Annotated in this window: 14 protein-coding genes; 4 read left to right on the top strand and 10 right to left on the bottom strand. The window is 63.9% G+C overall.

The annotated features are described in order from the left end of the window. Positions 1–28: 28 nt before the first annotated feature. From IG169_RS05145 to panB, 8 genes are all read right to left on the bottom strand, one after another. Complete coding sequence (locus IG169_RS05145; protein ID WP_193175091.1) at positions 29–496, bottom strand: 4-hydroxylaminobenzoate lyase; 468 nt, start codon at positions 494–496, stop codon at positions 29–31. A gap of 130 nt (positions 497–626) precedes the next feature. Continuing rightward, positions 627–1328, bottom strand: coding sequence for an ABC transporter ATP-binding protein (locus tag IG169_RS05140; protein ID WP_193175090.1), 702 nt, complete (start codon positions 1326–1328; stop codon positions 627–629). Further along, positions 1321–2067, bottom strand: coding sequence for an ABC transporter ATP-binding protein (locus IG169_RS05135; RefSeq protein WP_193175089.1), 747 nt, complete (start codon positions 2065–2067; stop codon positions 1321–1323). The genes IG169_RS05140 and IG169_RS05135 overlap by 8 nt, the downstream gene beginning before the upstream one ends. Continuing rightward, entirely contained in the window at positions 2060–3022 is a 963-nt protein-coding gene (locus IG169_RS05130; protein WP_193175088.1) for a branched-chain amino acid ABC transporter permease, read from the bottom strand. Before IG169_RS05130 ends, IG169_RS05135 begins: the two co-directional genes overlap by 8 nt. Positions 3023–3025: 3 nt before the next feature. Next, entirely contained in the window at positions 3026–3898 is an 873-nt protein-coding gene (locus IG169_RS05125; protein WP_193175087.1) for a branched-chain amino acid ABC transporter permease, read from the bottom strand. Between the two features lie 70 nt (positions 3899–3968). Then, a complete protein-coding gene (locus tag IG169_RS05120; RefSeq protein ID WP_193175086.1) occupies positions 3969–5129 on the bottom strand; it encodes an ABC transporter substrate-binding protein in 1161 nt (386 codons plus the stop codon). A 156-nt stretch (positions 5130–5285) separates the two neighbouring features. Continuing rightward, positions 5286–6185 carry a pantoate--beta-alanine ligase gene (gene panC, locus IG169_RS05115; RefSeq protein WP_193175085.1) on the bottom strand — a complete coding sequence of 300 codons (900 nt, stop codon included), beginning with the start codon at positions 6183–6185 and terminating at the stop codon, positions 5286–5288. After that, positions 6182–7024 carry a 3-methyl-2-oxobutanoate hydroxymethyltransferase gene (panB, locus tag IG169_RS05110; RefSeq protein WP_193175084.1) on the bottom strand — a complete coding sequence of 281 codons (843 nt, stop codon included), beginning with the start codon at positions 7022–7024 and terminating at the stop codon, positions 6182–6184. Before panB ends, panC begins: the two co-directional genes overlap by 4 nt. Before the next feature lie 309 nt (positions 7025–7333). Here panB and IG169_RS05105 point away from each other — a divergent pair, with 309 nt between their 5' ends. Genes IG169_RS05105 through IG169_RS05090 form a run of 4 tightly spaced genes read left to right on the top strand, consistent with a single transcriptional unit; the run spans position 7334 to position 11141 of the window. Then, positions 7334–8239, top strand: coding sequence for a cytochrome ubiquinol oxidase subunit II (locus IG169_RS05105; protein ID WP_193175083.1), 906 nt, complete (start codon positions 7334–7336; stop codon positions 8237–8239). Positions 8240–8246: 7 nt separating this feature from the next. Continuing rightward, complete coding sequence (locus tag IG169_RS05100) at positions 8247–10196, top strand: cbb3-type cytochrome c oxidase subunit I (protein WP_193175082.1); 1950 nt, start codon at positions 8247–8249, stop codon at positions 10194–10196. A 2-nt stretch (positions 10197–10198) separates the two neighbouring features. Beyond that, positions 10199–10813: a cytochrome o ubiquinol oxidase subunit III gene (cyoC, locus tag IG169_RS05095; RefSeq protein ID WP_193175081.1), complete on the top strand. Its 615-nt coding sequence runs from the start codon at positions 10199–10201 to the stop codon at positions 10811–10813. A 1-nt stretch (position 10814) separates the two neighbouring features. After that, positions 10815–11141, top strand: coding sequence for a cytochrome o ubiquinol oxidase subunit IV (locus IG169_RS05090; RefSeq protein WP_193175080.1), 327 nt, complete (start codon positions 10815–10817; stop codon positions 11139–11141). Positions 11142–11158: 17 nt separating this feature from the next. Here the strand turns inward: IG169_RS05090 and IG169_RS05085 are convergent, their stop codons facing one another. Next, positions 11159–11872, bottom strand: a complete 714-nt coding sequence (locus tag IG169_RS05085) for a tetratricopeptide repeat protein (protein WP_193175079.1) — start codon at positions 11870–11872, stop codon at positions 11159–11161. Positions 11873–11892: 20 nt separating this feature from the next. Continuing rightward, positions 11893–12543, bottom strand: coding sequence for a DUF302 domain-containing protein (locus tag IG169_RS05080; RefSeq protein ID WP_193175078.1), 651 nt, complete (start codon positions 12541–12543; stop codon positions 11893–11895). Positions 12544–12545 lie beyond the last annotated feature (2 nt).

The following is a 12545-nucleotide window of genomic DNA, read 5'->3' as shown; positions in this document are numbered from 1 at the left end:
GGCGCGTTTCCGCGCCGCACGATGCCGCCTAGCGGCCGGTAAACTCGATCGCGCCGTCGGGAAGCAGGTAAAGGACGTAAGCGTCGCCGCCCTCGACGGTCGGATGATGATCCGAACCCGGCCCGTAAACATACCAGCCCTCGGCAAGGCCATCGAATTTGGGCTCGCCGGAAATCGTCATGATCGCGCCGATCTCGCCGGTGGTGTGGACGTGGTGCGGGCCCTTGACGTCCTTCATGCGCACCACGTCGACGCTGAAACTGCGCGCCTCCGCGCCCGGTTTCACCGCGCGGCCGAACTTGATGCCGCCGGCCTCGCGCGCCATCAGCCAGCCTTCGGCCTCGCCCTCGGCGCATAGCGTCTTGAGATCGCCGAAAACGGCGCCGTCGACCGGAAATTCCGTGTTCAGGAAAGCGGCGAGTTTCTCGTCGAGCGGCCTTTCGCCGATACGGTCCGCGATCGTGGTGACGGTTTCGAGAAACTGCTGTTTCGACATCCTGGGCTCCTCCGTCTTGCTCGAATGAGGCGCGGGGCCTCGATTCCGTCTTTATGCAAGATACTACATATTTCTCAAAAAATGCGCAATATAATACATAAAGCAAAAATACGGTTTTTTCGCGCCGCCATCAGACGCCGAGCCACTTTTCATGTAGTTCAGCATCCGCGCGCAGCGCTTCCGATGTCCCCGTCCAGACGCATTGCCCGCGCCCGAAAATGCTCACAGTGTCGGCGAGCCGCGTGGCGAAATGGAAATTCTGCTCGACAAGCAGCATCGTCATGCCCTCGCGCTTGAGCTCCGTCAGCTTGTCGAAGATCTGGCGGACCACGATCGGCGCCAGGCCCTCGGTCGGTTCGTCGAGGATCAGCAGTGTCGGGTTCATCACCAGCGCCCGGCCGATCGCCAGCATTTGCTGCTCGCCGCCCGACAATTGGTTGCCGCCGTTCTCGCGCCGGTTGGCGAGATTGGGAAAGAACTCGAACACCCGCTCGATCGTCCACTTTCGGTCGCGCCGCGCCGCCAGACGCGCGGCGAGTTGCAGATTCTCCGTCACCGAAAGCGACCCGAAGATGTCGCGGGTCTCCGGCACGTAACCGATGCCCAGCCGCGCGATGTCATAGGGCTGGCGGCGCGCGATCGAATTGCCCTGGAGGACCACCTCGCCGCCGAAGGCAGGCAACAGCCCGACGATAGTTTTCAGCGTCGTCGTCTTGCCGACGCCGTTGCGCCCGAGAATGGCATGGAACTGGCCTTCCCGGACGGCGAGGTCGACGCCGTGGATCACCTGTGTTTCGCCGTAGCCGGCGAGCAGTTCGCGGACTTCAAGCATCGCCTTGCCAATCGCCGAGATAGATTTCCCTGACCACGTCGCTGCCCTTGGTCTCGTCAGGCGTGCCCTCGAAAACGACCTCGCCGTAATTGAGCACACTGATCCGGTCGGCGACGTCGAAGCCGAGATCGAGATCATGTTCGACGATCACGATGGTGATCTCGCGCGGCAGCGAGGCGATCAGCCTGTGGAACGCGTCGATCATGCCCGGCCCGACGCCGGATGTCGGTTCGTCCATCAGGAGGAGTTTCGGTTTCGTGGCAAGCGCCAGGCCGACCTCCAGCTGCCGCCGGTTGCCGTAGGAGGCGTGCGCGACGCCGGTGTCGAGCCTGTCGGCAAGTCCCACCATCTCCGCCACTTCCTCGACCGTCTCGCGCACGGACCTGCTCTCGTGCGCCCGCGAGAAGAACGACGATGTCTTGCCCTCGCCCGTCGCCGCCGCGAGCGCGAGGTTCTCGCGCACGGTCAGTCCCTCGAACAGGTTGTTTTTCTGGTAGCTGCGCGACAGGCCGAGCCGCGCCCGCTGTTCAACATTGAGATTGGTGATCCGCGCACCGTCGAGGAGGATTTCGCCGGATGTCGGCTTCAGCGTGCCGGCCAGCAGGTTGAACAGCGTCGTTTTCCCGGCCCCGTTCGGACCGAGCACCACCCGGCGTTCGCCCCTTTCCAGATGCATGGAGATGTCGCGCGAGACGCGCAATCCGCCGAAATTCTTGCAAATATCACGCACGTCAAGCATCGGCCCGCCTCCCGGCCCGCTGCCGCAGCCAGTATTCGATCTGGCCATAGACGCCTCGTCCGCCGGCCATCACGGCGGCGACCAGGAACAAGCCGATAACCAGATGCCAATGCTCGGTATAGGCGCCGATCTTGTGTTTCAGCAGGACCAGCAGAGCCGCACCGGCAATCGGCCCGGCAAGTGTGCCGAGCCCGCCGAGAATGACCACGATCAGCACCTCGCCCGAGACCGTCCAGACCAGCAGTTCCGGTGAGACGAACTGGGTGTGCTGCGCCGCGAGGATGCCGGCCGCGCCCGCCAGCATAGACGAGAAGGAAAACGCCACCGCCTTGTGCCGCCAAGCGGTCAGGCCAAGCGCGCGCATCCGGTCCTCGTTGGAATGGATGCCGCTTAGAGTCCGCCCGAATGTACTGCGCAGCACGTAGGCCGCCGCCGCGTAGGCGATAACCACCACTGCAAGGCAGAACAGCGCGAACTGCAGCGAGTCGTTCATGTCGATGCCAATGGCGGACAGATCGTAGCGCGCGATGCCCGACAGGCCGTCGTCGCCGCCGAGCGCCCGCGATTCGAACACCACGACATAGGCCATCTGCCCGAAGGCGAGCGTCGCCATGATGAAGAAGATGCCGGTGATATTGGCGGCGACCGCGCCGACGAAGAGGCCGAATGCCGCCGCCGCCGCCAAGGCGACGAGCGTCGCGGTCACCGTGTCGTAGCCGCCGATCGCCGTCATGCCGGCAAATGCATAGGCGCCGATCCCGTAGATCGCGCCGTGGCACAGCGACACCATCCCGCCATATCCGGCGACGAAATCGAGGCTGACGGCGAGGATCGCCAACAGTGCGATCTCGATCACGATCTCGCGCGGGAAATAACCGCCGAGGATCGCATAAAGCGCCAGCGCGGCGATGACCGCTGCCACGGTGAACGTCTTGAGAGGGGTCTGGTGGAACATCCGTCAGCTCCGCGCCGGCAGGAGGCCTGCCGGTTTGACGATCAGCACTGCCGCGAGCAGCACATAGACCAGCACCGAGGCGAATTCGGGCATCACCACCGCGCCGAAGGTCTGGATGAAACCGACGATCAGAGACCCGGCGATGGCGCCGCGCAGGCTGCCGAGCCCGCCGATCACGACGACGATAAGGGTCGGAATCAGGATGTCGGTCGCCATCGACGGCGTCGCCGAAAAGACCGGCGCGGCGATTGCGCCCGCAAGGCCGGCCAGCGCGCAGCCGACGCAGAAAACCGCGAAGAACAACCGCTCGACATTGATGCCGAGGCACGCGGCCATCGCGTCGTTTTCGACGCCGGCGCGCACCATCGCGCCGATTTGCGTGCGCGACAGCACCAGGCTCAACGCCGCCATGACGATGAGGCCGACAGCGATAATGAAAAGCCTGTAGGCCGGATAGACGACACCGAGAAACTCGGCCGGGCCGGACAGGATCGCCGGCTGCGCCATGCCGAGCGCGATGTCGCCCCAGACAATGCGCACCAGATCGACGATCACGAAGATCAGGCCGAAGGTCACCAGCACCTGGTTCATCGGCCCCGCACGCCGCATATGCCTGATGATCGCCGCATAGAGGAAAATCCCGACCAGCATCACCGCGATGGGCGCGATGAGCAGCGCGGCCCAGAAATTGCCGAGCGCCGCGGCGGCGCTGACCCCGGCATAGGCGCCGACCATATAGAGCGCTCCGTGGGCGAGATTGACGAAATGCATGAGGCCGAAAATGATCGTCAGGCCGATCGAAAGCAGGAACAGCAACATGGAAAGCTGCAGCCCGTTGAGGAACTGCGTCAGCCAGAAATCGACATCCGCGACCATGACGCCCTCCCCTGGTGCCCCGAATTGCCCGGCGCGGGATTGCCCGCGCCGGGAGTATTGATACTACGTCTTATTTCAGCGAGCAGCCATTGGCCGGGTCGCGAACTTCGGGAACCGTGCCGATGATCTTCTGCGTCAGCGCGTCGCCGTCGGCCACCGTCTCGTAGATATAGATGTTCTGGACGACATTGTTGGTCGCCGGGTCGATCGTCAGTGGACCGCGCGGCCCGGTATAGGAAACCTTCGTCAGGCCCTCGGCGATCGACTCGCGGTCGTTGGCACCGGCCTTGACGGCCTCGACCAGAACGCGGGCGGCGTCATAGCCCTGAACCGCATATTCAGACGGCGGACGGTCGAATTTCGCCTTGAACGCCGCGACGAACGCCTTGTTTTCCGGGGTGTCGAGCGTCGGCACGTAATGCAGCGACGTTTTCACGCCGATCGCTGCCGGGCCTTCCGCCTTGACGTAGAGCGGCGAGGTCAGGAAGCCCGAGCCGTAAAGCGGGATGTCCTTCTTGATGCCGAACGAGTCGTACTGCTTGACGAAGGAGATCGCCTCACCGCCGGCATAGAACACGAAAATCGCATCCGGCGACGCTGCCTTGGCCGTGGTCAGATAAGGGCCGAAATCCTGCGTCTTGCCGAACGGCGTATATTCCGATCCGACGATCTCGCCGCCGGCAGCCGTGAAGCTCTCGGTGAAGGCGTCGATCATCTGGTGGCCTGCCGCGTAGTCCGGCGCCAGCGTGTAGACCTTCTTGATGCCCTGTTCGGCCATCCACGATCCCATCGGACGGTTCACCTGCCCGTTAGAGAAGGAAACGCGCACGATATATTTGCTGCAGCTCGCGCCGGTCGCGGCGTCATTCCCCGCATTGGCCACGATCAACGGCACTTTTGAGCCGTCGACGAAGTCGCGCACGGCGCCGAGAACCGCCGACGACACGATGCCGACCATCGCGTCCACCTCGTCCTGGAGAACGAGCTTGCGCGCCTTTGCGACGCCGACCGGCGGCTTGGCTTCGCTGTCTTCGCGCACCAGCGTGAAGTCGTCCGCCATGCCGGCCTCTTCGAGGGCCATGACGAAACCGTCATCGATTTCCTGGCCGAGCGCGGCGTAGTTGCCACTCTTGGGAAGCAGCAGACCGACCTTGGTCTCGGCCGCCGCCGCATGAGCCATCAGCGCAATCGACGCGCAAGCGCCAAGCGCCGCGCACACATATTTTTTCATGGTAACTCCTCCCGTTGCATTGCCCCACTCCCTTGAGGCAACTGTCACCCGGCCATCAAAGTGCACTTTAATGCACACGCGACGGTCACTTTCCGGATAAGTGAAATTTAATACACGATAGGCGGTGCCTGTAAAGCACTATTTTGCATGTTTTGGCTATATCTGACCATCAACAAGCCGCCCCGGAGGGGACTGCGGGATAGCCTGGCGCGCCGGCGCGCTCACATTGTCGATCAGTCGCGTCTCGCCGAGCCACGCGGCGACGAGCAGACGCCCCGCCCGGTCGAGCACCGGCAGCGGGGCCAGATCGTCCTCGGCCCGCAGCTCCAGATATTCGACCTCGCGAAAGCCCGCCGCCTCGATACGCGCCCGGGCCTCGGCCAGCAGCAGCTCGACCGATTCACCCGCGCCGAGCCGCTCCGCCGTCTCGAACAGGACTTTCGCCAGAGCCGGCGCGATGCGGCGTTCTTGCGCCGAGAGCCGCACATTGCGCGACGACAGCGCAAGCCCGTCAGCCTCGCGCACCGTCGGGCAGCCGGTCACCTCAATCGGGATGTTCAAATCGGCGGCCATGCGGCGGACGACCTGCAACTGCTGAAAATCCTTCTCTCCGAAAAAGGCGGCATCCGCGCCTGCCTGCAGGAACAGTTTGCTGACGACAGTCGCCACCCCGTCGAAATGACCGGGACGATGCGCGCCGCACAATCCTTCGCTGACGCCGGTCACCGAGACGGTGGTCGCAAATCCCGCCGGGTACATCTCGTCACCGTCAGGGCAGAAAAGCAGATGCGCGCCGAGCGGTGCCAGCTTGGCGGCGTCCTCGTTCTCGGTGCGCGGATAAGCTGCCAGATCGGCGGCGCTGTTGAACTGTTTCGGATTGACGAACAGCGTCACGATCACCCGCTCCGCGTCGGCGAGCGCCGCGCGCACCAGGCTCAGATGGCCTTCATGCAGTGCCCCCATGGTGGGGACCACCGCCACGCGGTGCCCCTCTGCGCGCCACGTGCCGACTATGCGGCGCAGTTCCGCGACGGTTCTGACGATCGGGACGCTCATGCCGTCTCCTTGCCGCCGCTTTTCGGCGCGTCCGCGAAGACATGGCTTTCATCGGGAAACCGCCGTGCGCGCACCTCTTCGGCGTAGACCGCGATCGCCGCGTCCGCCTCGCTGCCCAGTTCGGCATAGCGCTTGACGAATTTCGGCCGGAACGCCGTGAACATGCCGAGTATGTCGTCAACAACCAGGATCTGCCCGTCACAGGCCGGCGACGCGCCGATGCCGATGGTCGGAATGGGGATCTCGGCGGTGATCGAGCGCGCCAGGCTGTCCGGCACCTTTTCGAGCACCACGGCAAAGGCGCCCGCCTCCGCGACCGCCAACGCGTCGCGGCCGATCCGTTCGGCCGCCTCGCCGCGGCCCTGCACCTTGTAGCCGCCGAAGGCGTTGACCGCCTGCGGCGTCAGGCCGACATGCCCCATCACCGGAATGCCGCGCGCCGCCAGGAAGGCGATCGTCTCGCGCATGCTCTCGCCGCCTTCCAGTTTCACGGCCGCGCATCCGGTTTCCGCCATCAGCCGCGCCGCGTTGCGAAACGCTTGGCTTGGGCTTTCCTCGTAGGAGCCGAAGGGCATGTCGACGACCAGCAGCGCATTCTCGACGCCGCGCCGCGCCGCCTGGCCGTGCAGGATCATCATCTCCATCGTGACACCGAGCGTGGACGGCAGTCCGTGCAGCACCATGCCGACGCTGTCGCCGACCAGAACGACGTCGCAATGCTTTTCGGCCAGCGCCGCGACCGGCGTCGTATAGGCCGTCAGGCACACCAGCGGCGTGCCGCCCTTGCGTGCCATGATGTCGGGGACGGTCGTGGCATCCGCTGCGCCTGTTGCGCTCATATCAACTCCTCCAGATACCAATTTCATCGGATCGCGGGAGCATTTGCCACGGATTTGTGCAATGCGAAAGGCTTGCCGGCACAATAACGGCGGGCAACACGCCGTGCCCCTGCGTCACCGCCCGGACGGCGATGGTTGAAAGCCGCTCCGTGCCCGGTGGAACTGAACCGCCGCTGGTGCATTTGAACCATATCCGCGCCGGTTCATCCGGCTTGTGGAAATTTAGCCAGACAATTCAGGCGCTTGAATTGTGGCACGCATCTTGTTGGCCAGACCCTGCAAGTGAAACCCGTTCGAACCCGCAACGCCATGAACCTTCACCCGCAAGGCAGACTTCAAACCCGCTCGACGCTCTGGTTCCTGGCCCTGGCGTCGATTGTCCTGCTTGGCGGCTGCTCTGCGACGGATCTGCCGATCATCCATCCGGGAAGCGCGGTCGCGCTTTCCCAACGCAATCTCGTCATCGTCGTCTTCGGCCTGATGCTGATCGTCCTGATCCCGGTCTGGTTGATGGCCGCGTGGTTTCCGTGGAAATACCGCGCCGGCGGCAACGAAACCGGTTACCGGCCTGACTGGTCGCAGTCCCTGCTGATCGACGCGATCGTGTGGGCCGTGCCGGCGATCCTCGTCATGGTGATCGCAGCGATGGTGTGGATCTACACCCACCGCCTCGATCCTTACCGGCCGGCCACGGGAACCGGACCTCCGCTCGAGGTCCAGGTCGTCGCCCTCGACTGGAAATGGCTGTTCATCTATCCCGACCAGAAGGTCGCCACCGTCAACGAGCTGGTCGTTCCCGCCGGCCGTCCCGTGCAGTTGCACATCACCGCCGACACAGTAATGAACTCGCTTTTCGTGCCCGGCCTGACCGGCCAGATTTATGCGATGGCCGGCATGGAAACGCGGCTCAATTTCGACGCCGAAAAACCCCGCGACTATCGTGGCCGAAACACGCAATATTCGGGCGGGCAGTTCCCCGACCAGCACTTTGCCGTCCATGTCGAGACACAGCCGCAATTCGCCCGCTGGGCGGCGGCTGCCGCGAAATCGGGCTCGGTGCTGAACCAATCGGCCTACGACGCGTTGAGTTCAAGAAAGTCGGCCAGCGGCGTGAAGGAATTCGCGCTCGCCGACGATAACCTGTTTGCCGGCATCATCGCCAAATACTGCAGCGACGGCGGCTGCCGGCAAGCCTCAGCCGCTTCGGCCCGGTGAACCGCCCATGACCTTTCTTGGGAGACTCGGTTTCGATGCGTTGCCGTTCTACAGCCCCGTCGCGCTGACCGGCGCGCTGGTCGAGGTTGGCGGCCTGGTCGCCGTCGTCCTTGTCGTCACTTGGCTCGGCAAGTGGAGCTATCTGTGGCGCGAATGGCTGACGAGCCTCGACCACAAGCGGATCGGCGTCATGTATATCGTCCTCGCGCTCGTCATGCTGATGCGTGGCTTCGTCGACGCCTTCATGATGCGCACCCAGCAGGCGGTGGCTTTCGGCTCCAGCGGCTATCTTCCGCCCGAGCATTTCAACCAGATCTTTTCCGCCCACGGCACGATCATGATCTTCTTCATGGCGATGCCGTTCCTGACCGGCCTGTTCAACATCGTGGTGCCGCTGCAGATCGGCGCGCGCGATGTCTCGTTTCCGTTCATGAATGCCGTCAGCCTCTGGCTGACCGCCGCGGGCGCCGCGCTCGTGATGACGTCGCTCGTCCTCGGAACCTTTTCGACCGCCGGCTGGACCGCCTACCCGCCCTTCTCGGAAGTCGCCTACAATCCGGGCACCGGCGTCGACTACTGGATATGGTCGGTCTTCATCGCCGGCTTCGGGTCGACGATGACGGGGATCAATTTCGTCGTGACGATCCTGAAACGCCGCGCGCCCGGCATGACGCTAATGCGCATGTCGCTATTCGTCTGGACCACCTTGGTGACCAGCATCCTGATGGTCTTTGCCTTTCCGGCATTGACCGTGAGCACCGCCCTGCTGGCGCTCGACCGCTACCTCGGCATGCACTTCTTCACCAATGGCGGCGGTGGCAACATGATGAACTACCTGAACCTGTTCTGGATCTGGGGCCATCCGGAGGTCTATATCCTCATCCTGCCGGCCTTCGGCGTGTTCTCGGAAGTCGTCGCGACCTTCTCCGGCAAGCCGCTGTTCGGCTACAGGTCGCTGGTCTACGCGACGGCCGTCATCGGCATCCTGTCCTTCACCGTCTGGCTGCATCACTTCTTCACCATGGGCGCGAGCCCGAACGTCAACGCCGCCTTCGGGATCGCCACGATGGTCATCGCGGTGCCGACGGGCGTGAAGATCTTCGACTGGCTATTGACCATGTATCGTGGCCAAATCCGCCTGACATCCCCGATGTACTGGACGCTCGGCTTCATCGTCACCTTCGTGATCGGCGGCGCGACCGGCGTTTTGCTGGCTATCCCGCCGGTCGATTTCCTGATGCACAATTCTGTCTTCCTGGTCGCCCATTTCCACAACATGCTCGTGCCCGGCGCGCTGTTCGGATATCTCGCCGGCTACATGTACTGGTTCCCGAAGGTCTTCGGATTCCGGCTCGACGAGACATGGGGCAAATGCGCCTTCTGGGCGTGGATCCTCGGCTTCTATCTCGCCTTCATGCCGCTTTATGTGCTCGGCTTCATGGGCATGCCGCGGCGCATGGAACACTACGACGTCGCCGCCTGGCAGCCGCTGCTGATCGTCGCGGAGGCCGGTGCGGTCCTCATCTTTGCCGGCATCGCCTTCCTCGTCATCCAGCTTGTCGTCTCGATCCGCAACCGTGAAACCTTGCGCGACTGCACCGGCGATCCCTGGGACGGCCGCACGCTCGAATGGGCGACCGCGTCGCCCCCGCCGCACTGGAATTTCGACGACATCCCCGAGGTCCATGATCTCGATGAACTGGCCTGGCGCAAGCGCCACGCCTACAAGCCAAAAACCCCGTCCCGCCGCTCGCCCATCGTGATGCCGGACAACACCCCGGCCGGCCTCCTGATCGGCGCGTTTTCCTTCCTGTTCGGCTTCGCCCTGGTCTGGTTCATCTGGTGGCTGGCGGTCCTGTCGTTCGCGGGCATCTTCGCAACGCTGACTTACCGTTCGTTCCGCGACGGGACCGAACACCTCGTGCAGCCCGACGGACTGCCCGGAGAGAGCCGGTGAACATGTCGGACCCAGCGGATACGGCGCAGGCGCGGACCGCCGTGCAGACAGCGGAACTGCAGGCCGTCGAGGAGCGCCAGACCGGGTTCTGGCTCTACCTCTTGAGCGACGCCGTGATCTTCTCGCTGCTGTTCGCCACCTTTGGCGTGATGGCGGGACGCACCGCCGGCGGTCCCTCCGCCGCCGGATTGTTCGATCTCACCCATGTCTTCGCCGAAACCATGCTGCTCCTGGCGAGCAGCTTCACGTTCGGGCTGGCGAGCCTTGCCGCCGACGACGGCAGGACGACACCGGCGATCGCCTGGCTCGTGATCACCTTCGTACTGGGGCTTGGCTTCGTCGCGATGGAACTGACGGAATTCTCCGGCATGATCGCCGAAGGCGCCGGCCCGCAGCGCAGCGGGTTTCTTTCCGCCTTTTTCACGCTCGTCGGAACCCACGGCCTGCACGTGACGGCCGGCCTCGTATGGATCGCCGTGATGACCGGCCAGATTGCCTGGAAGGGGCTCACCGGCCCGGTTCTGTCCCGGTTGCAGCGGCTGGGCCTGTTCTGGCATTTCCTCGATATCGTCTGGATCGGGGTCTTCACCTTCGTCTATCTCGCCGGGAGCCTTTGACATGAACCCCAGGACATCATTGCATGCCTCCGGCGCCGGACGCCTCGTAACCGGCCTCGCGCTCGCGCTTGTCCTGACGCTGGCCGCGTTCCTGTTCGTCTGGGTAAAGCCGGTGACTGGCGGCGCCGGACTGTCGGTCCTTGCCGGTCTCGCCGCGGTCCAGATGCTGGTGCATCTGCGCTACTTCCTGCACATGGGTTGGAGGACCGGAAAGCGCGATATCAATCTCGCCGTGATCCTCGCCGTCGTCGTGATCTGCATCATGGTCGGCGGCACGATCTGGATCATGCACAATCTGGATATGCGCATGATGACCGGGACGGGGTAAACCGGATCCCGTCCCGGTCAGTTGCCGGGTTTTGCTGACGGCGCGGCCGCTCCGGTCTTGTTTTTCGTCGTGGCGGCCGGCGGCTTTGCCGTCGCCTGCGCCGCGTCGATCCGGGCCTGGATCGACCGGGCCTTGTCCTGCCCCTTGCGCTGCTGGTCCGCGCTCAGCGACGAGGCGAGCTTGTCGCGCATCGTCGTTCCGTAGCCGTTGCCCTTGATCGCGGCGACCGAATAATAGGCATAGGCCGTGACGGGATCGGCGGGCGCGCCGAGCCCCTCCCTGTTCATGTCTCCAAGGCTGCGCAACGCCGTTCCGTCGCCGGTATCGGCTGCCGCAAGGAGCCATTTGCGGGCCTTCGCGAAATCCTGAACGCCGGCGATTCCGTCAAGATAAAGCAAGCCGAGTTGCCGGGCCGCGCCGGAGTTGCCCGCATTCGCGGCGACCGACAACCACTTCACGGCCTTTTGCCTGTCGACCGCGACACCGTCGCCAAACTCGTACATCTGGCCGAGATAGAATGCCGCCGTCTTGTCGCCCTTCCCGGCAAGATTCGTGAACAGCCTGAACGCCTGCGTGTCGTAGCCTTCCTGGAAATCCTTGACGGCGATCGCCTCGATATGCGCCGGCGAGTGCTGCAGATTGAAGACCGACGCGTGGCCGGCGAAATATCCGACGGCGAGAGCGCCAAGACCCGCAAGGATCAGGAGTTGCTTGTTGATGTTCATATACATGGCGGCATCCTCTTCGCATTTCAGTCGAAATGGCGCGTGGCGTAGGATTTGTGTTCGGCGTCATCGAGCAGGGTCATGATGTGGCGCACCGTGCTGTTGAGCGTCAGAATGTCGTGCTTCAGTTCGCCCAGTTCGGCGCTTTGCGGATCGGTGGCGGATTCGGCACCCACAAGGCTGCCGGTTTGCCGGAAGCGTTCGGTCATGGCGTCAAGCCGGTCGGCGAACAGTTTCAACGCCTGATCCGGCCTGAGCTGGCTTTCGCCGACTGGCACCGGCCCGATTGCGTCGTGCCCGTTATGTGCCTTGTGCACCGGCGCCCGCGCCGCGACCTCGATCTGCCGGAAGACATCCTTCATGTTCCGCGCGGGACCGGACGAACCGGCAAGCACGACCTCCACGGCCGGACCATTGTCGCGCATGACGAAGGTAAACGGCAGGAGCTGGTCCGGCGCCGGCTCGTTTCCGCCGCCGTTCTTGTTCGCAGCGGAGTGGAAGACGCCGAGGATCCGGCGCGGCGCGATCTCGGTGCCGGTCTTCTCCTTGATGAGCGCCGCCGCGTCGATGTCCCAGACGACATCGAAACCGAATGTGCCGAGCGCGTCGGACACGATCTCGATGGCTTCGTCGAGCGAGGCGGCATTGTTCACGGTGGCCATGAAATGTCTTGTCATCA

The sequence above is a fragment of the Oricola nitratireducens genome (genome assembly GCF_014904745.1).
GTDB lineage: Bacteria > Pseudomonadota > Alphaproteobacteria > Rhizobiales > Rhizobiaceae > Oricola > Oricola nitratireducens.
The sequence above is the reverse complement of the archived record's forward strand: the minus strand, read 5'-3'. Positions and strand labels throughout refer to the sequence as shown.